Raw genomic sequence first — 18870 nt, 5'->3', positions numbered from 1 at the left:
CGGAAGCGCGGCGGCCGGTTAAACTGCCGGCCCGCAACCGTTCCGATCCCGTCCGTCATGACCCGCTGGCGTCGTTCTTCCTGAGTGGCAACCGGTTCGTGCCGACGGCGCGACCCGCGACGGGCCCCGCAACACGGCGGGCCGAACACTGAAAACGACTCCAGCAGGCCGCGTCATGATCGTGATGATCGACAACTACGACTCCTTCACCTACAACCTCGTCCAGTACTTCGGCGAGCTGGGCGCGGAAGTCGCCGTGCACCGCAACGACCAGATCACGGTCGATGAAGTGGCGGCACTGAATCCCAGCCATATCGTGCTGTCGCCCGGGCCGTGCACGCCGAACGAGGCCGGCATCTGCCTGGCGCTGATCGAGACGCTCGGCAAGCCGGGCCGCTTCCCGATCCTCGGCGTCTGCCTCGGCCATCAGTCGATCGGCCAGGCCTTCGGCGGCACCGTGCGCCGCGCCGCCAGCGTGATGCACGGCAAGACCAGCCCGATCCACCACCACGCGACCAGCGTGTTCCGCGACCTGCCGACGCCGTTCACCGCCACCCGCTACCACTCGCTGATCGTCGATCGCGAGGGCTTCCCGGCGGAACTCGAAGCCACCGCGTGGACGGTGAAGGCCGACGGTTCGCCGGACGAGATCATGGGCCTGCGCCACCGCAGCCTGCCGATCGAGGGTGTGCAGTTCCACCCGGAATCGATCCTGACCGAGCACGGCCACGCCATGCTCAAGAACTTTCTCGACAACTGGAGCTGATCCGGTCATGACGCCGCAGGCCGCGCTGGCGCGCACCATCGAGCACCGCGAGATCTTCCACGACGAGATGATCGCGCTGATGCGCCAGATCATGGGCGGCGAGGTGTCGCCGGTGATGCTGGCCGCCATCCTGACCGGGCTGCGGGTGAAGAAGGAAACGGTCGGCGAGATCGCGGCGGCGGCGATGGTGATGCGCGAGTTCTCGGTCAAGGTGCCGACCCCGGGCGGCGTGGCCGACCGCCATCTGGTCGACATCGTCGGCACCGGCGGCGACGGTTCCAACACCTTCAACATTTCCACCGCATCGATGTTCGTGGCGGCCGCAGCCGGCGCCAAGGTGGCCAAGCACGGCAACCGCAGCGTGTCGTCGAAATCCGGCAGCGCCGACGTGCTCGAAGCGCTTGGCGCCAACATCGAGCTGGCGCCGGATGCCGTCGCCCGCTGCCTGGCCGCCACCGGCATCGGCTTCATGTACGCGCCGAAGCATCACCCGGCGATGAAGAACGTCGCCGCCGTGCGCCGCGAGATGGGCGTGCGGACGATCTTCAACATCCTCGGCCCGCTGACCAACCCGGCCAGCGCGCCGAACATCCTGATGGGCGTGTTCCATCCCGATCTGGTCGGCATCCTGGTCCGCGTGCTGGATAAGCTCGGCGTGCAGCGGGCGCTGGTGGTCTGGGGCCGCGACGGCATGGACGAGATCTCGCTCGGTGCGGCGACCCTGGTCGGCGAGCTGCGCGACGGCGCGATCCGCGAGTACGACATCCACCCCGAGGACTTCGGCCTGCGGATGGCCGCCAGCCGCAACCTGGCGGTAGCCGACGCCGGCGAATCGAAACGGCTGCTGCTGCAGGCGCTCGACGATGTCGAAGGCCAGGCCCGCGACATCGTCTGCCTGAATGCCGGCGCCGCGCTGCATGCGGCCGGGGTGGCCGCGTCGATCGCCGATGGCGTGGCCCGTGCCCGTACGGCGATCGCCAGCGGCGCGGCGCGCGCGAAGCTGGACGCTTACGTGGCGGCCTCGAACGCCGCCGCTTCCGAAACCTGAGCCGCACGCCCATGAGCGACATTCTGGAAACCATCCTGGCCCGCAAGCGCGAGGAAATCGCGGCGCTGCAAGCGCGCATCGACATCGGCACCCTGGAGCGCATCGCGCTGGCCCAGCCGGCGCCGCGCGGCTTCGCGGCGGCGCTGACGGCCAAGGCCGCCACCGGGGCGGCAGTGATCGCCGAGATCAAGAAAGCGAGCCCGTCGAAAGGGCTGATCCGGGCCGACTTCAATCCCGGCTGGCTGGCCGAGGACTACGCGCGCGGCGGGGCGGCGACCCTGAGCGTGCTGACCGACCGCGACTTCTTCCAGGGCCATGACGACTACCTCGTCGAGGCCCGCCAGCACACAGCGCTGCCGGCGATCCGCAAGGATTTCCTGATCGACGAGATGCAGATCGTCGAGGCCCGCGCCATCGGCGCTGACTGCGTGCTGCTGATCGCCGCCGCGCTGGCACCGAGCCGGCTCGGCGAACTGGCGCGGCTGGCGCAGGAACTGGAGATGGACGTGCTGATCGAAGTCCACGATCGCGCCGAGCGCGACGCGATGATCGGCCTGGATCTGCGGCAGCCGGTGCTGCTCGGCATCAACAACCGCAACCTGCGGACCTTCGAGACGCGGCTGGAAACGACAATCGAGCTGCTCGACGGAATTCCGGCCGGTTACGACGTGGTCACCGAAAGCGGCATCGGCACGCCCGCCGACGTGCGGACGATGCTGTCGGCCGGCGTCCGACGCTTCCTGATCGGCGAATCGCTGATGCGCCAACCCAGCCCCGGCGATGCGCTGAAACAGCTGATCGGCTGATCGGCCGGGGTCCCGCCGCGCGCGGCGGCGGGGCCAGCTCAGCTGGCAGCCTTGGTCTTGGCCAGCCTGCCGCTGGCCAGCAGCACGATGCTGCGGCCCTGCGACAGCACGACGCCGTCTTCCTCGAGCTTCTTCAGCACGCGGCCGGCCATTTCCCGCGAGCAGCCGACGATCCGGGCAATTTCCTGGCGGCTGACCTTGACCAGCGTGCCGCGCGCGTGGGCCTTGGCATCGGGCTGGGCCGCCAGGTCCATCAGCGTGCGCGCCATGCGGCCGGCGACATCGACGAAGGTCAGGTCACGCGGCGGCCGGAGGTATCACGCAGGCGGGCGGCCAGCTGGCCGGCGACCTCGAACATGATGTCCGGCTGTTCGCGGACAAACGTCCGGAACGCCGGGTAGCTGACTTCCGCCAGCAAGGTGGCCGTGCGGGTGCGGACCACGGCGGTGCGGACGTTCTGCTCGGGGAACAAGCCCATTTCGCCGAAGAAATCACCGGCGTTGAGGTAGGCCAGCACCATTTCGCGGCCGTCCTCGTCTTCCACCAGCACGCTGACCGAGCCGGTCAGGATCAGGAACAACGACTGCGGCTGGGTGCCGGCGTTGACCACGACCTGCTTGGGTGCGTACGAGCGCTTGTGGGCAATGTTGACGAAGGCCTGCACAGCCGGTTTTTCAAGCACGCCGATTCCCTCGAGTTGTCCCTGGTGCACGCCGGAATAACAGTCGCCAGCGTAAAATCTTGAATCAGAAAATATCACAGCTCTGGAAGCGGTCGGAAAATCAAATGGAAGCTCGGGTCAAGTGGCACGAAAACGCCGTTTTCATTGCAGAAAGCGGCAGCGGTCACGGCATCGTTGTCGACGGTCCGGCCGAGATCGGCGGCCGCAATCTGGGCCCGCGGCCGATGGAGCTGATGCTGATGTCGGTCGGCAGCTGCTCGGCCGTCGACATCGTGCAGATCCTCAAGAAGGCGCGGCAGCCGGTCAGCGGCTGCGAGGTGAAGGTCAGCGGCGAGCGCGCCGACACCGACCCGAAGGTATTCCTGAAGATTCACCTGCACTTCATCGTGTCCGGCGCCGGGCTTTCGGAAAACCACGTCAAGCGGGCGGTGCAGCTGTCGGCGGAAAAGTACTGCTCGGCGTCGATCATGCTCGGCAAGGCCGCCGAGATCACCCACGGCTACGAGATCGTCGCCGCCGACTGAGTGCCGGCACGGCGGTGTCTCCCGACGGTCACATTGATCCGGGAGATTTGTTGGATAATGTCGCCCCTTCGCTGGCGTGCCCAGGCATACGAAGGTGCTCGTTTTCCTGTCTGCGCCCCACTGGGAGATGCACGTTGGCAAAGCCCACGAACAATCCGAAGCTCAAGCTGCTGGGTTTCAACAACCTGACCAAGTCCTTGAGCTTCAACATCTATGACATCTGCTATGCGCGCAATTCGGCGCAGCAGCAGGAGTACATCGAGTACATCGACGAGGCCTACAACGCCGAACGCCTGACCGCGATCCTGACCGAGGTCGCGCACATCATCGGCGCCAACATCCTGAACGTGGCCCGCCAGGACTACGACCCGCAGGGCGCGTCCGTGACGATGCTGATCTCCGAAGGCCACCTCGACGGCCTGCCGACGCCGACCAACACCAAGTCCGGCAAGGGCAAGGACAAGGAATCGGTGGTGGCGCATCTCGACAAGAGCCACATCACGGTCCACACCTATCCGGAAAACCATCCGGACGCCGGCATCTCGACGTTCCGCGCCGACATCGACGTGTCGACCTGCGGCAAGATTTCGCCGCTCAAGGCCCTGAACTACCTGATCAAGAGCTTCGAGAGCGACATCGTGGTGATGGACTACCGCGTGCGCGGCTTCACCCGCAACGTGCGCGGCATGAAGCACTTCATCGACCACCAGATCGACTCGATCCAGAACTTCCTGTCGCGGGAAGCGAAGGAGAAGTACGACATGGTCGACGTCAACGTCTATCAGGAGAACATCTTCCACACCAAGATGCGCCTGAAGCAGCTCGATCTCGACACCTACCTGTTCGGCGAAGGCGTGTCCGAACTGCCGCCGCGCGAAGCCAAGCGGATTCGCGAGCGGGTCGACCACGAAATCATGGAAATCTTCTATGGGCGCAACATCCAGCGCTGAACGCTGACGAAGCCCCCAAGCCCGCCTTTCCGGCGGGCTTTTTCGTGGTGGACGGCAGCGTCAGCGCCCGAAAGCAGCTCGAAAAAGCCGTAGAGCTGGCCAATCCGGCCTGTTTTGCATTCACAGCCCGACGGGCGCGGTGAAGAACAACCATCGCGGCCATCTAGACGTCATCAGACTGTTAAAACAGAATCAGGAAACGGAACAATTTCAAGTCTTCTCCACTGATTCCAACCGACTGCCGGCAGAATCGACGTGAATCCGAAGTTCGGCCCCCTCGCCGCCGTTTTCACTTTGCGCAGGCACGACGCCCAGGCGATCCGCGACGATTGGCGTCGCGAGTTCACCGAAGACTGCAACCGCGCCGCGCTGTCCAACATCCGGCAGCTGTTCTGGGCCGCGACCCTGCTGAACCTGGTCGCGCTGGCCACCTATGACCTGCCGATCTTCCTCGCCGGCCTGTTCGAACGGCACCGGATGTACGGCGACCTGGTGGTCTGGCGGCTGGCCAACATCACCGCGCTCGGCAGCTGGTTGCTGGTAGCACGCGCACTGGGCCCAGCGCCGCCACCGGCGACCGCGCACCGGATGACCAGCGTCGCCATCCCGATCGCGCTGGCGCTGTGCGTCTGGCATGCGGTGCTCAGCCAGACGCTGGCGGTCGACGTGTCGATCTACGCGCTGGTGCTGTTCGTGGTCGCCGGCATGATCGTCACGCCCCACCGCAGCAAGCTGATCGCCTATCCGATCGGCTTCGTCGCGCTGGTCACCGGTATCGTGCTGATCAACCCGAATCCACTGGTGGTCTACGCCATCGGCGTCAATGCCTTCTGCCTGACCGCCTGCGCGATGCTCGCTGACGAGGTCTGGTACCGCGCCGCCATCCGCAATTTCGTGCTGCGCCGGACGCTGATCGAGGAACGCGCGCGCGCCGACAACCTGCTGCACAACATCATGCCGACGGCAATCGCGGAGCGGCTGAAGCACGGCGAAAACCACGTCGTCGAGTTCCACGACGAGGTCTCGGTGATGTTCGCCGACGTCGTCGGCTTCACCCAGCTGGCCACCGAACTGCCGCCGCCGCAGCTGATCCAGATGCTGGAAACGCTGTTCCAGGCCTTCGACGAGATTGCCGAGCAGCACGGCGTGGAGAAGATCAAGACGGTTGGCGACGCCTACATGGCGGCCGCCGGCGTGCCGACAGCGACGGCGGATCACGCCGACCGGATCGCGCAGATGGCGCTGGCGATGCTGGCGGCCGGCGAGCGCATCGGCCGCGAATCGGGCATGACGCTGAACCTGCGGATCGGCATCGACGCCGGGCCGGCGATCAGCGGCGTGATCGCGCAGAAAAAGTTCGCGTACGACCTCTGGGGCGACACGGTCAACACCGCCAACCGGATGGAATCGACCGGGGCGATCGGCCGCATCCATGTGACCGACGCTTTCCGCCAGCGGCTCGGCGACCGCTTCGTGTTCGAACGCCGGGGACCGCAGGAACTCAAGGGCAAGGGCCTGGTGCCGAGCCATTTCCTGGTCGGCATGGCGGCGGCGCAGGCGGCCTGAACCGCGATGGCCGGCGCGGCCCGAAGGCGCGCCGCCGGCCCGAAAAGCGCTTACCAGTGCTCGCCCTTGAAGACGTTGGCGAACACCACCTGCTCCAGCGTCGGCTTGTCGGCCTTGCGATCCTTGTCACGGGCGCCGCGCGCCGCCGTCGAGGACGGGAACAGCTGGAAGCCCTTCGACAGGATGTAGTCGTTGAGCTTCGGCCACACCGCGTACGACAGCGCGGCGGCAGTGCCAAGCGGCGTGGCGATCGATTTCGGCTCCTCGACGATCGCCTTGATGACGGTATCGGCGGCGTCGTCCGGCGACCAGGTCGGGATGTACGAGTAGATCTTGGTCGGCGCGATCATCGGCGTGCGCACCAGCGGCATGTAGATCGCCGTGGTGCGGATGTTGCTGCCCTTGACCTCCGCCGACAGACAGCGGGTGAAGGCATCCAGCGCGGCCTTCGACGCCACGTAGGCGGAGAAGCGCGCCGCGTTGGCCAGCACACCGATCGAACTGATGTTGATGATGTGGCCTTCCCGGCGCTGGGTCATCGTCGGCAGCAGCGCCATGATCAGGCGCACGGCACCGAAGTAGTTCAGTTCCATCGTCCGTTCGAAATCGTGGAAGCGGTCGAAGCTTTCCATCACCGCGCGACGGATCGAGCGGCCGGCGTTGTTGATCAGGATGTCGACATGGCCGAAGTCGCGCAGCACCTTGGCGGCCATGCGGTCGATCGCGTCCATGTCGATCAGGTCGCAGGGGTAGACGTAACTCTCGCCGCCGGCCTTGGCGATGATGTTCTGGGTCTCGATCAGCGCCGATTCGGTGCGTGCGACGAGGATCACCTTGGCACCCGCGATGGCCAGGTTCTTCGCCGTGGTGAAGCCGATGCCGCTGGATGCGCCGGTGACCAGGATCACCTTGCCCTGCACCTTGGCGATCAGCTCAGCGCTCGGTCGGTAGTGGATGTCGAGGAACTGCTCCCAGTAGCCCCAGATCGCCTTCACGTAATCGCGGAACTCGGGGCACTTGATGCCGGTGCCCTTCAGTGCTGCGCGGGCGTTCTTGTCGTCGAACACGGCGCGATTGGTGATGTAGCCGAGCACCGAGATCGGTGCGCCAATCGCCTTGGCAACCTGCTTCTTGACCGAGTTCGGTAGCGCTTCACCGACCTGGCCGCCGAGCTTGCGGACTGCACCTGGCATCGTCGGCAGCGCCAGCTTCTTCGCGAAGCGCGGCCCATGCGCGGCCTTGAGGATCGACTGGATCAGGTCGCCGACGCTGGGGGAGTTCGACTGGACCAGATGGAAGGTCTGGCCGTTCAGGCCGTCCTTGTGGGCGATCGCATCCAGCGCATCAGCCACGTAGTCGACCGGGGCGATCGGCACCTTGCCGCCTTCGATGCCGAGCAGCGGCAGCCATTTCGGAATCCGGTGACTCAGCTTCTGGATGGTCTTGAAGAAGTAGTAGGGGCCGTCGATCTTGTCCATCTCGCCGGTCTTGGAATGACCGACGACCGCGCCCGGCCGGTAGACCCGGAACGGCACCTTGGCTTCGTCCCGGACGATCTTCTCGCTCTGGAACTTGGTGCGGAAGTACGGGTGCTTGACCGGCTGGCCTTCGTCGAACATGTCCTCGGTGAACTTGCCGACGAAATCGCCGCCGGCCACCGCCACGCTCGACACGTGATGCAGCACCACGTCGCCGCCGAGGCTGTTGGTGAACGCCACGGTGTTGCGGGTGCCCTCGTTGTTGATGCGGTCGCCCTGCTCGTCGCTCATGTTCATGTCGTAGACGGCGGCGAGATGGAACACGTGGTCGACCTTGCCCTTGAGCTTCTTGAGCTCGGCGGCCGGGACCAGGCCCGGCGTGGTGATGTCACCCGGCACCATGTGCAGGCGGTCGCCGGCATCGCCGTAGCGCTCCTGCAGCTGCGAGAACTTGTCCTCCGATTCCGCCCGCACCAGCACATGCACGATGGCGTCGGGGCGCGCCAGCAGGCGCTCGATCAGATGCTTGCCGATGAAGCCGGTCGCGCCGGTGACGAAGTAATTCATGTCTGCTCCTGGGCGGCCCGTGCAGGCCGGTCTTGAATGCGGTCGGGCAATCGTAAGCCCTGCCGCGATGCACCACTATCTGCGCCGCTGCTGTTGCGCCTGGCGGCGGGCCAGCCGCTCGGCGCGGTCCTTGTCGCTGCCCCAGATCACCTCCGGGAACAGCAGCACGCGCAACAGGCCGATCAGCATCCACAGATAGCTGACCGTGAACAGCAGCCCGCAGAACAGGCTGATCCATTCGAAATTCGCCGACACGTACTTGATGCCCCACCAGGACATCACGTCGGTCAGGCTGGCCGCCAGACCGACCGGAAATACCCACTGGTAGACGCGCAGCTGGTTGAACTGCAGCGAGAACGGAATGCCGACGATGAAGAAGCTGGTGGTGAAGCCGAACAGGTGGGCGTGGCTGAAGGCGATCAGCTTGCCGAGCGACATCTGCTCGAAGTAGGCACTGGCCGAGCCGTGCAGGTTCAGCTGGTAGCTGATCTCCGAGGCACCGAACACGAAGGCGATGCCGAAGATCACCACGGCCATCGCGATACCGCGCTTGGCCGCCGGCGGAAAGTTGCGCAGGTTGATGTCGATCGAGTGCGCGGAAAACGGCACCAGCCGCCAGATCGTCAGGTTCAGTGCGAAGAAGAAGGCCAGCAGCGCAACCGGCCCGCCGATGGTCTGCCAGGCCGGCCGGTCCGGCGCCAGCTGAACGATCTCGCTGGCCGCCACCGGCTGCTCGCTGAAGAAGTCGAAGCCATCGGGCTGGGCGTCAGCAGGCGCGTCGGCCGACTGGGCGGTCGTCGCAGCGGCAGCAGGTGCTGCCGGTGCTGGCGGGTCATCGGCGCGGGCTGCCGGCAGCGGTCCGCTCGCCAGGCCTGCGGCCAGCAACAGCGCAAGCAGGCCGTGCACAACGCCACGCGCCGCGCGCATCAGGCGTTCTTCAGCCGCACGTACAGCAAGGTACCGGCGTTCTTGACGGCAGCGGTGATCGCCGCATCGAGCCCGGTACCGCTGGCGGCCGGCAACCGATCCACCGGTACGCCGGTGAAGCGGGCGTAGACCGGCGACTTCGCCGCCTGCGGCAGCTGCCGGGTATTCATCGGCTCGACCGCCGTGACGTTCAGCTGGCGATCGGTGGTCAGCAGCAGGTAGAACGGCTTGCCCTGGTATTCGGCGGCCACGATCAGCGCCGTACCCGACGGCCGCTGGTCAACCAGCGGGATGTAGATGGTGTTGTCGTCGGCCTTGCTCAAGGACGCACCCAGCGCGCTGGCACGGGCCAGATCGGCGTCAGTCAGCAGCGCATCCTTCGGCAGCCAGGTCTTGATGCCCGGAAAGCGGGCCTGCACTTCTTTCGGGATCAGGCTCAAGGCATCCAGCCAGTCGCCGGGTGCCTTCGGCGTCGAAGCCTTGAAACCCGGATTGGCCTTCGCCGCCGCTTCCTCGCCGTTGGCGATGCCATCGCCATCGGAATCCTGCTTGTCGATGGCCTTGAAGGCAGCGAGGCTCTTGCCGGCAGCCTTGAACGCTTCGCCATAGGCGTTCAGCGCCGTGCCGCCGCCGTCCCGGTGGCAGGCATTGCAGCTCGGCGCGTAGCCAAACTGCTGCTTGTACATCAGCGCGAAGACCGGCTGGGCCTGCGCGGCCGCACTCGCGATCCCCAAAGCCATCCCGGCGAACGCCGGAAGCCAGCGGCGGCCTGCGGCAGCACTGGATGCCGGCTTGCGCCGGAATGACGAGCAAGGAAGGGGCATCATGGGATCTGAAACCTCTAGAAATCGAACATTCCGGGCACCACCGCCCGCATCTCGTCCAGCAGTTTCGGATTCTGCGCGAGTGCGGCCTGCAGGCGTGCGTGCTGCAGCGAATCGGCCGGCGGCATCAGCTTGTTGGCGCGGTCGGTGCCCTGGTAGCGCGGCCAGTCGAGCGCTTCGCGGATCGCCTCCTTGGCCTTGATGTTGGCCAGCACGGCGGCCTCGTCGGCGCCGCTCATGAAGTTCAGCTTCTTCGCCGGATTGCCGCGATGGCAGGCGAAGCAGTATTGCTCGTACGGCTTCAGCGGCGAGTTCGCCGCCAGCACCACCGGCGGCTCGCCGCTGGCCACCGGTGGCGACAACTCGGACGTGTCGAGGCAGCAGTAGTTCAGCGGCGCACTGGCAAGCGCCGCCAGCAGCGCGTTGACGGTCTTCACCCGCGAGTAGACGGCCGGCGCGAAGAAGTGTTCGTCGATGCGATCGACGGCCGTTTCGAGCCTCGCGGCATCAAAGCCGGCAGCCGCTTCCAGCAACTGCCGGTCGGCATCGGAGAAAAGCGCGGCGAGACCGTAGACGCCATCCAGATCAGCCGCCGTCAGCAGCCGCTTCGGCGGCCGCGGGCTCAGCGGATCGAACGCCGCCTGCAGCTTCGGCAGGCGGTCGAAGGCGTCGAGATCCTCGTTGGTCCGGGCACCCTCGCCGGGCTTCGGCTGGCGCGTCGTCAGCCGCCGCCACCAGCCCTTGATGCCGCGCGCCTCCTCGATCGGATCGCGGTTGGCGAGATCGCTCTCGGCCACCGCGATGCCACCCGCCGGCCAGTTGGCCGCCTGCAGCGTGCGCAACTGCTGCGCCTCGGCGGACTGCGCATCGAAGCCGGCCGGATTGTCGAGCCAGCGCAGCGCCAGCTTGAGCATGATCCGGCGGCAGTCGGCGGACGTGCCGCAGGCGTCGATCCACAAGCGTTGTGTCGCCGGGATGAAGCCGCCGACGTCGGTCAGCTGGTCGAAGCGCTCGGGCACGCCGAGCGGGTTCGCCAGCGGCACGCCGAGATACGGCTGGCTGTCGCCGCGCGCAGCGCTGATCGCGGCAGCCGTGGCCGGCGCGCCGTTGGTCTCGTTCCACGGCCGCTGCGGGAAGATCGGCACCGCGCCCTGATGGCAGGTGGTGCAGACCGCGCGCCGGGCGTAGACCAGCTTGGGAATGCAGCCGGCACAGTAGTTCTGCACCAGCTGGAATTCGTAGCGGCCGGCCGCCTCGTTGTAGCTCAGCACTTCGATTTCGGATGCGTTCTCGACGAAGCCGAGGAACAGCTGGCCGCGCGGATTCAGGCCCAGCGAGGCCGGCGTCGCCGCAGCCTGGAAATCGGCCGCGACCAGCACCCGCGGGTGCGCCTCATCGGCCAGGCCTTTCAGCAGCGAGCGGCCCTGCGGCACCAGCAGGGTCAGCGGTGCAGCGCCGTCCGGATCCTGCTTGCCGATCAGCGCGACCAGCCTGTCGAACGGATACGGGATCTGGCCGTGGGCGGCGATCAGGTGATCGAACAGCGAGCGGGTGCCGTCCGGCGGCAGATCGTCGGCCGGAATCAGCGCGGCACTCGGCGCATCGTGGGCCAGCGCACCGGGCTGTTTCGCGCGCTGGCGGATGCCGCTGCTCTCCTCGCTGCCGCAGGCCGCCAGCAGGCCGGTGGCGAGAACCGCAGCGACGAGCCCGCGCATCGCCCTGGTCACATCAGCTTCAGGAATTCGCGCAGCGCCAGCTTGTCGGCCGGCGACAGGCTGACGCCGAACTGGTGGCCCTTGTTCTCGACCGGGTCATCGCACTTCATGAACAGCGGGCGGTGCGGATCCGCACTCGCGAAGTTGGCGATCGGCGTACCTTTCGACACCGGCAGCTTGATCAGGCCCTGGCCATCCTCGCGCGGCGCCAACCAGAAATCGCGGTCGACCGTGGTGATCTTCTGCGGACGATGCGGCGTCACGCCAGGATCGTCGGAGGTCATCAGCTCGGCATAGGCCTGCTCGAACTGCGCGATGCGGCCCTTGACCGTGTAGTCAAGCGTCTTGCCATCGGCAAGCCGGGTCTGTTCGCCGATCGCGTTGTTGTGCAGGAACGGCGCGGTGGCCCAGACCGACAGCAGCGAGATGTTGCGGTAGTAGCCGGGGCCGCCTTCGATCTTGCGCTCGCCGGACTTCACGCCGCCGACACCCGGCACCATGCGGTTGACCACGTTCGGCACGCTGCCCGGTGACGGCCGCTGCTTGTAGTCCTCGCTGGAGAACTCCTCCCAGATGTGGCCGGTGTTGTGGTTGTCGTGCAGCGCGCGGCACCTGTTGGTGCCGATGATGTTGAACGGCGTCGGTTCGTCGTTGCCAAGCCAGTCCTGGCCGAACACCTCGTCCTTCGCGAACTGCGCGGGCCGCAGCCGGCCGCTCGCGTCCTTGGCCATGTGCTTGGCGATGAACGCAGGGCTGCTGCGCTCGGCTTCGGTGAATTCGTACTGCCAGTAGGCTTCCGAGCCGAACACGTGGCCGTCGTAGTAGCGCTCCAGCGCCGCCTTGTCCTGGCGGACGTTCTCTGGCGCGACCTTGGTCGAATGGCAGCTGGCGCATTCGCGCGCGAACACCTTGCGGCCCTGCGGGACTTTCGCGAGGTCGATGTAGTCGAGGCCGGCCTTGCCGTCGACATCCTTCGCCGCCGCCAGATAGTTCGGGCCGCCGGTGATCAGGAAGGCCGCGAGGTCGTCCATCTTGGCGTCGGCGTAGTTCCAGGGCTCGCAGTCACGCGCGCACTGGGCGATGCGGAACGGCTTCTGCGCCGCCTTCTCGCCGAACAAGCTGCCGGGTGACGGGAAGTTCGGCGTCCAGCATTCCTCGGTGCACATGCCGATGTTGACGTAGACGCGGATCAGCGCGAGGTGATCGCCAACGGAATCCTCGCCGCCTTTCAGCACGTGCTGGGTGCGGCCCTTCTCGAGCTTGCCGGTGATCGGATCCTTCATCGTGTGCGTGAACACGCGCCGATTCTGGAAATCCATGATGTTGTTCTGGGTGCCCGGATTGTTCTGGAAATCGTTGGCGACCAGGCTGGTATCGATGGTGCCGTTACGGCCGGCCTGCAGCGCGATGCGGGCCAGCGAATCCTCCGGCGCGCCCTGGAAGAACATCGTCGGCTGGTTGATGTGCTGGTTGCCGATGGTCGCCGAAATGTTTTCCCACTTCGGCAGGTTCGGATTGGCCGGCGGTCGAGTCGGATCGAAGCCGACATGGCACTGCACGCAGGGATGGCCGACTACGTAGCGCAGGTTCTTTTTCAGCTCGTCCGGCTGGTACGGCGAGCGGTTCGGGTCGAACACGATCTTGCCGCTGGCGTCCTTGGTCGGGTCGGCCTTGTACTTGCGATAACCGAGCACGCCGGAGGAATGCTCGTCCGGGCAGCGGTCCCACCAGTAGGTGCTGGCATCGCCTTCGCTGCAGTCCGGGTCGTTGATCAGGCCGTATTTCTCGAAGCGCTTCGACCGCTCGCGGGTATCGAGCCACGGGTACCAGATGTCCGCCATGCCGTTCGGCACGGTGCGGGCGAAGTGCAGGTAGATCTCGTCCTGGTTGCCGAAGGTGCCCTTGAACCAGACATCGCGGCCGCGCCGGGCCTGCGCGCGCAGCGTCCGCGCCTTTTCCGGGTCGCGCGCTTCGACATCCTTGAACAGCTGGTTCACATAGCGGCAGCTTTCTGCGTCGTAGCCGGTTGGCTGCGGCTGGTCGCAGGGCGGCGGCGCGGCCTGCGGAATCGGCGCGAAGGTCCAGTTGATCGGCCCCTGCCAGTCATGCTGGTAGTGCTGGGCACCGTCGGGCCAGACCTTGCGGGCGGCCAGCGTGGCGTAGAAGTTGGCGTCGTACCAGGCGCGCTTGGCGTTCAGCTGCGGCGTGCCCTTGTAGGTGCCGAGCGGCAGCAGGTCGCGCTTGGCGAGGTCTTCCAGCGACACCGAGCGCACGGTCATGCCGTAAGGCGCATCACTGACCGGATAGAGACCGGCCTGGCCGGCCGCCGGTACCGGCGTCGTGGCGGCAGCCGGTGCAGCGGTGGCGCCCAGCACGCTCGGCGGCAGTAACAGGCAGGCCGCCAGCGCGGACGAAAGTCGCAGTGTCTGCTTCATCGAAATCCCCGGAAAAACGCACTCTTGCGGTGCATTCGACGGTGAGTGTACAGCCTCGACCGGCATTTCCATACTGGGGCGTATTGATGCAGCTGACGAACGATTCGTCTGCGGACGAGGCGAAATCGTCCGCCACCGCCGGGCTCTCAGGCGGCAGCCGATGCGGCTGGGATGCGGGTCAGTCGGGCACGACCAGGGCGATGCCGAGCGCATCGCGCAGCTGCGCGATGCGCTCCGTCTGCGCTGCCGGCGTGTACGCCAGCGCCGGCAGCCGCCCCCAGACCGGTGCCGGCCAGGCCGGATCGTGGTCGTAGCGGACGATGTGATGGACGTGCAGCTGCGGCACCACGTTGCCGAGCGCCGCGACATTCAGCTTGGTCGGCGAGAACAGCGCCGTCAGCGCCCGCGACAGCCGCACCGATTCCTGCAGCAGCAGCAGCTGGTCGGCATAGGCCAGCTCGTGAATCTCCCGAATGCCGGCCCGGCGCGGCACCAGCAGGGTCCAGGGATAGCGGGCGTCGCTGGACAGCAGCACGCGCGACAGCGGCAGATCGCCGATCAGCGCGGTATCAGCGCGCAGCTGCGGGTGCAGGGACCAGTCGGATTCGGTCATCGGGAGGGACAGTCGGGCGGAGGGACGGCGACCGGGATCACTTGGTCAGCAGCAGCTTGCCGGCGCGCGTCAGCTGCAGGCAATAGCGTTCGCCCTGATGGACGATCACCCGGCGGCGGCTGTCCGCGAACAGCGTCCGGGTATCGAGTTCGTCGTCGCCGGCCATACGCGTGTCAGGCACGGCGGCAGCAATCCTCGGCGCATCGGCGCGGTTGGCATCAGCGAGATCACGGTCGAATGCGGGCATGACGATCAGCGTCCAGAGAGGGGCTTTCTTGCGAATGATTATCATTAGATAAACCAATCACCGCAAGTCCGCCCGTTCCGGCCCCGCCCCGGGCTCAGCCGCCGACACCCAGCAAGGCGGCAACGCCCAGCGCCGCAAACAGCGCCGCCGCGATATAGCGGATCGCCGCAAACGACAGCTTGCGGGTCAGCTGTGCCGCGAAGATCACGGCCGGCGCGTCGGCGATCATCATGCCCAGCGTGGTGCCGCAAACCACGGCGAGCAGCGCGTCGTAGCGCGCCGCCAGGGTCACGGTCGCCAGTTGGGTCTTGTCGCCGATCTCGGCCAGGAAGAAGGTCACCACGGTCAGCGCGAAAACACCGTAGCGGCCGACCGGCTTCGGCTCCTCATCGTCAAGCGTGTCCGGCACCAGCGCCCAGGCGGCGATGCCGAGAAAGGTCAGACCGACGATCCAGCGCAGGGTGTCAGGCGCGAACTGATCTCGCACCCAGGCCCCGAACAGGCCGGCCAGCCCGTGGTTGGCGATGGTGGCAACCAGGATGCCGGCCAGGATCGGCCAGCGGGCATTGCGGAAACGGCAGGCCAGCAGCAGCGCCAGCAGCTGGGTCTTGTCGCCGATCTCGCCGATCGCGACAACCGCCGTGGAAACACCGAAAGCTTCAAGCATGGGAGGGACTCGGGGTCAGGCGAACGTGGACGATTGACACGCGGCCCCGCCCGACCCGGGGAGGACTGCGCGTCAAAGGTCTCGCCTGATGCGGGAAAGGGCTTCCCGATCTGGATGCGCCACGGCCGTAAAGCCGATTGTGTTGACGCATCCCCCGATCCATCGCGAGCCGGATGACCGACCGCACGCCGGGTGACTACTCCCCAATGAGCGGGCGCAGTCTACCCGATTGCATCGCGCTGCCGGGCGATCAGCGCGTCCTTGTCGGCCCACAGGCCGTTGACCCAATGCTGGAAGCGCTCGCGGAACGCCTCATCATCCTGGTAATGGCCGCCGAGCAGGTCCGCCGGCAGCGGCTTGACATCCACCTGCACGAAGGCTGCGTTCTGCTCGCCGCACAGCCAGCTCCATAGCTTGGAGCGCGCGTTGCCGGTCGGGCGATAGATCAGGGTCACGTCGATGAGCCCGGCGAACTGCTCGCCCATCGCATTCAGCGTGAAGCTGAAGCCGCCGGACTTCGGTCGCAGCAGATGCCGGTACGGCGAGCCCTTGGCCGCTGCCTTCGCCGGCGTGTAGCGGGTGCCTTCAAGGAAGTTGACGACCGCGATCGGACGCCGCTTGAACTTGTCGCAGAAACGCCGGGTGGTTTCGAGATCATCGTTGCGCAGACCCGGATTCTTCGCGATCGCTGCGGCCGAATTGCGCTTCATGAACGGCATGTCCAGCGCCCAGCAGACGAAGCCGACCAGCGGAATCCAGATCAGCTCGCGCTTCATGAAAAAGCGCGGGAACGGGGTACGGCCGTACATCACGTCGAACAGGATCAGGATGTCGGCCCAGCTCTGGTGGTTGGCAACGATCATCCAGCTGCGCGTCGGGTCCAGCTGGCCGTGGATCGCGCAGTTCTCGCGCCGGCCGTGCAGCACCCGGAACACCTGCTGGTTCCAGCCAACCCAGCCGTGGTTCGCGCACCAGGCGATCCAGGCATCGAGCGGCCGCGTGAGCGCCGGAAATGGCTGCAGCAGCAGTTTCAGCAGCGCGGCGGGCAGGATCAGCATGCCCGCCCAGACCAGCAGCACCACGAGCATCGCCAGGAACGTCAGAACCCCGATGGCCTGGGGCGGCAACCAGCGCTTCATCGACTCAGGGCGCCTCGACTTCCGCCGTCTCGTGATACTGCGGACTCAGCTCGCGCACCGCTTCGACCAGCGCCGCGACGTTCTCCGGCGGCGTGCCGGGCACGATGCCGTGGCCCAGGTTGAAGATGTGACCGTTGTGCGGGCCGTAGTCGTCGAGGATCTTGCCGACCAGTTCGCGAATCGTTTCCGGCGGCGCGAACAGCGCGGCGGGATCGAAGTTGCCCTGCAGTGCCACGCTGCCGCTGACCATGTTGCGGGCATCGCCGATGTTGGTGGTCCAGTCCACACCCAAGCCCGCGCAGCCGGTCGCCGACATCTCGATCAGGAACTGGCCGCAGCCCTTGGAGAACAGGATCACCGGCACGCCGGGCGCCAGCACCTTGAGGCGATCGACCAGTTTCGCCATCGAGGCCAGCGAGAAGAACTTGTAGCCCTCGCGGTCAAGCACACCGCCCCAGGTGTCGAAGATCATCAACGCATTGGCGCCGGCGTCGGCCTGCGCGGCCAGATACAGCGCGACGCTTTCGGTGAGCTTGTCGAGCAGCGCCTTCAGCAAGTGCGGCGCGCCGTAGCGCATCGCCTTGGCGTGACGGAAATCCTTCGAGCCGCTGCCCTCGATCATGTAGGTCGCAAGCGTCCAAGGGCTGCCGGCGAAGCCGATCAGCGGCACCCGGCCGGCCAGGCCTTTCTTGCAGGCGCGGACGCCGTCGATCACGTAGCGCAGCTCGGTTTCCGGGTCCGGAATCGGAAGCCGGGCGATGTCGTCGGCAGTGCGCACGGTCTTTTCGAAGGCCGGGCCTTCGCCTTCGGTGAAATGCAGACCGAGCCCCATCGCATCCGGCACGGTCAGGATGTCGGAGAACAGGATCGCCGCGTCGAAGCCGTAACGATCGATCGGCTGCAGGGTCACCTCGCAGGCCATGTCCGGCGACTTGCACAGGTTCATGAAATTGCCGGCGCGGGCCCGCGTGGCGCGGTACTCGGCCAGATAACGGCCGGCCTGGCGCATCAGCCAGACCGGCGTGCGGTCGACCGGCTGGCGCTTCAGCGCCCGGAGAAAGCGATCGTTCTGCAGAACTTCGGGCTTGAGGATGGTCATGATGCGAGCGCGCCTGCGATTTCGGTTTGGATGGCCAGCGCCGCAGCGCGGGGGTCTTGTGCATCTCGGATCGGCCGGCCGACGACGAGATAGTCGGCGCCCGCCTGCAGCGCCAGGGTCGGGGTCATCACCCGCTTCTGGTCGCCGACACCGGCCGCCACATCGTTGTCCACCGGGCGGATGCCGGGGGTGACGCAAATCAGTTCCTGCGGCGCTTCCCGGCGCAGCTTGGCGACTTCGAGCCCCGACGACACCACGCCGTCGCAGCCGGCCGCCAGCGCCCGGCGGGCCCTGGACAGCACCAGCGCCTCGACGTCGCAAGCAAAGCCGAGGTCGTTGAGATCACCGCGATCGAGGCTGGTCAGCGCCGTCACCGCCAGCACCTTCAGGCCGTTGGACTTGGCTTTCGCCGCCGCCTGCATGATCGACTGGTTGCCGTGAATGGTGCAGAACTGCGCGCCCTGCTCGGACAGCCGCGACACGGCGCGGGCGACTGTTTCCGGAATATCGAAGAACTTCAGGTCGACGAACACCTTCTTGTCCTGCCGACGCAGCCAGCCCAGCAGTTCGAAGAAGCCCGGCGCCATGCACAGCTCCATGCCGATCTTGTAGAACGTGGCGCCATCGTCGATGCGTTCGACCAGCTGGCGGGCGTCATCGGCTTCCGGGACATCGAGGGCGACGATCAGGCGGTCGCGAGGGGCGATGCTGCTGCGGCTTTCGCTCAAGGTTTCAGATTCCGAATAAAAACAACGTCGAGTGCCGCCCCGCGCAGCGCGCCGGCCTTGCCAGTGTCCAGTACAACTGACAGCGGCAT

Annotated in this window: 17 protein-coding genes, 1 pseudogene and 1 riboswitch; of the genes and pseudogenes, 6 read left to right on the top strand and 12 right to left on the bottom strand. The window is 66.5% G+C overall.

Annotated features, from left to right (window positions below; genetic code table 11):
• Nucleotides 1-175 precede the first annotated feature (175 nt).
• Genes ACTIGJ_RS08950 through trpC form a run of 3 tightly spaced genes read left to right on the top strand, consistent with a single transcriptional unit; the run spans nucleotide 176 to nucleotide 2620 of the window.
• Nucleotides 176-766: an anthranilate synthase component II gene (locus ACTIGJ_RS08950; protein ID WP_439639956.1), complete on the top strand. Its 591-nt coding sequence runs from the start codon at nucleotides 176-178 to the stop codon at nucleotides 764-766.
• 7 nt (nucleotides 767-773) lie between these two features.
• Nucleotides 774-1814, top strand: coding sequence for an anthranilate phosphoribosyltransferase (trpD, locus tag ACTIGJ_RS08945; RefSeq protein WP_439639955.1), 1041 nt, complete (start codon nucleotides 774-776; stop codon nucleotides 1812-1814).
• Between the two features lie 11 nt (nucleotides 1815-1825).
• On the top strand, nucleotides 1826-2620 hold the full coding sequence (trpC, locus tag ACTIGJ_RS08940; protein WP_439639954.1) for an indole-3-glycerol phosphate synthase TrpC: 795 nt from the start codon (nucleotides 1826-1828) through the stop codon (nucleotides 2618-2620).
• Nucleotides 2621-2658: 38 nt separating this feature from the next.
• Here the strand turns inward: trpC and ACTIGJ_RS08935 are convergent.
• Nucleotides 2659-3302: pseudogene (locus ACTIGJ_RS08935) on the bottom strand (cyclic nucleotide-binding domain-containing protein).
• A gap of 104 nt (nucleotides 3303-3406) precedes the next feature.
• Here ACTIGJ_RS08935 and ACTIGJ_RS08930 point away from each other — a divergent pair.
• The 3 genes from ACTIGJ_RS08930 (at nucleotide 3407) to ACTIGJ_RS08920 (ending at nucleotide 6342) form a co-directional block, all read left to right on the top strand.
• Complete coding sequence (locus tag ACTIGJ_RS08930) at nucleotides 3407-3826, top strand: OsmC family protein (protein WP_439639953.1); 420 nt, start codon at nucleotides 3407-3409, stop codon at nucleotides 3824-3826.
• 134 nt (nucleotides 3827-3960) lie between these two features.
• The gene (speD, locus tag ACTIGJ_RS08925; RefSeq protein ID WP_439639952.1) at nucleotides 3961-4776 is read left to right on the top strand and encodes an adenosylmethionine decarboxylase; all 816 of its coding nucleotides are present in this window, start codon (nucleotides 3961-3963) and stop codon (nucleotides 4774-4776) included.
• Between the two features lie 294 nt (nucleotides 4777-5070).
• Nucleotides 5071-6342: an adenylate/guanylate cyclase domain-containing protein gene (locus ACTIGJ_RS08920; protein ID WP_439639951.1), complete on the top strand. Its 1272-nt coding sequence runs from the start codon at nucleotides 5071-5073 to the stop codon at nucleotides 6340-6342.
• Nucleotides 6343-6392: 50 nt separating this feature from the next.
• Here the strand turns inward: ACTIGJ_RS08920 and ACTIGJ_RS08915 are convergent, their stop codons facing one another.
• From ACTIGJ_RS08915 to pyrF, 11 genes are all read right to left on the bottom strand, one after another.
• On the bottom strand, nucleotides 6393-8387 hold the full coding sequence (locus tag ACTIGJ_RS08915; RefSeq protein ID WP_439639950.1) for an SDR family oxidoreductase: 1995 nt from the start codon (nucleotides 8385-8387) through the stop codon (nucleotides 6393-6395).
• A gap of 75 nt (nucleotides 8388-8462) precedes the next feature.
• Nucleotides 8463-9314, bottom strand: a complete 852-nt coding sequence (locus ACTIGJ_RS08910) for a hypothetical protein (RefSeq protein ID WP_439639949.1) — start codon at nucleotides 9312-9314, stop codon at nucleotides 8463-8465.
• Entirely contained in the window at nucleotides 9314-10054 is a 741-nt protein-coding gene (locus ACTIGJ_RS08905) for a thrombospondin type 3 repeat-containing protein (RefSeq protein WP_439639948.1), read from the bottom strand. Before ACTIGJ_RS08905 ends, ACTIGJ_RS08910 begins: the two co-directional genes overlap by 1 nt.
• A 101-nt stretch (nucleotides 10055-10155) precedes the next feature.
• The gene (locus tag ACTIGJ_RS08900; RefSeq protein ID WP_439639947.1) at nucleotides 10156-11853 is read right to left on the bottom strand and encodes a hypothetical protein; all 1698 of its coding nucleotides are present in this window, start codon (nucleotides 11851-11853) and stop codon (nucleotides 10156-10158) included.
• Nucleotides 11854-11861: 8 nt separating this feature from the next.
• On the bottom strand, nucleotides 11862-14288 hold the full coding sequence (locus tag ACTIGJ_RS08895) for a hypothetical protein (RefSeq protein ID WP_439639946.1): 2427 nt from the start codon (nucleotides 14286-14288) through the stop codon (nucleotides 11862-11864).
• A 178-nt stretch (nucleotides 14289-14466) separates the two neighbouring features.
• A complete protein-coding gene (locus tag ACTIGJ_RS08890; protein WP_439639945.1) occupies nucleotides 14467-14901 on the bottom strand; it encodes an HIT domain-containing protein in 435 nt (144 codons plus the stop codon).
• Nucleotides 14902-14938: 37 nt separating this feature from the next.
• Entirely contained in the window at nucleotides 14939-15082 is a 144-nt protein-coding gene (gene hemP, locus ACTIGJ_RS08885; RefSeq protein WP_439639944.1) for a hemin uptake protein HemP, read from the bottom strand.
• Nucleotides 15083-15242: 160 nt separating this feature from the next.
• A complete protein-coding gene (locus ACTIGJ_RS08880) occupies nucleotides 15243-15815 on the bottom strand; it encodes a TMEM165/GDT1 family protein (protein ID WP_439639943.1) in 573 nt (190 codons plus the stop codon).
• 92 nt (nucleotides 15816-15907) lie between these two features.
• Nucleotides 15908-16032: riboswitch (yybP-ykoY riboswitch) on the bottom strand.
• Between the two features lie 4 nt (nucleotides 16033-16036).
• Complete coding sequence (locus ACTIGJ_RS08875; RefSeq protein WP_439639942.1) at nucleotides 16037-16954, bottom strand: acetyltransferase; 918 nt, start codon at nucleotides 16952-16954, stop codon at nucleotides 16037-16039.
• Nucleotides 16955-16958: 4 nt separating this feature from the next.
• Nucleotides 16959-18053: a uroporphyrinogen decarboxylase gene (gene hemE, locus ACTIGJ_RS08870; protein WP_439639941.1), complete on the bottom strand. Its 1095-nt coding sequence runs from the start codon at nucleotides 18051-18053 to the stop codon at nucleotides 16959-16961.
• On the bottom strand, nucleotides 18050-18781 hold the full coding sequence (gene pyrF / locus ACTIGJ_RS08865) for an orotidine-5'-phosphate decarboxylase (RefSeq protein ID WP_439639940.1): 732 nt from the start codon (nucleotides 18779-18781) through the stop codon (nucleotides 18050-18052). The genes hemE and pyrF overlap by 4 nt, the downstream gene beginning before the upstream one ends.
• Nucleotides 18782-18870: the final 89 nt, after the last annotated feature.

Origin of the sequence: Nevskia sp., from assembly GCF_051860985.1 — a bacterium.
In the GTDB taxonomy this organism is placed as follows: Bacteria; Pseudomonadota; Gammaproteobacteria; order Nevskiales; family Nevskiaceae; genus Nevskia.
Note: the sequence above shows the minus strand (reverse complement) of the source record. Positions and strands in the feature narration are given on the sequence as shown.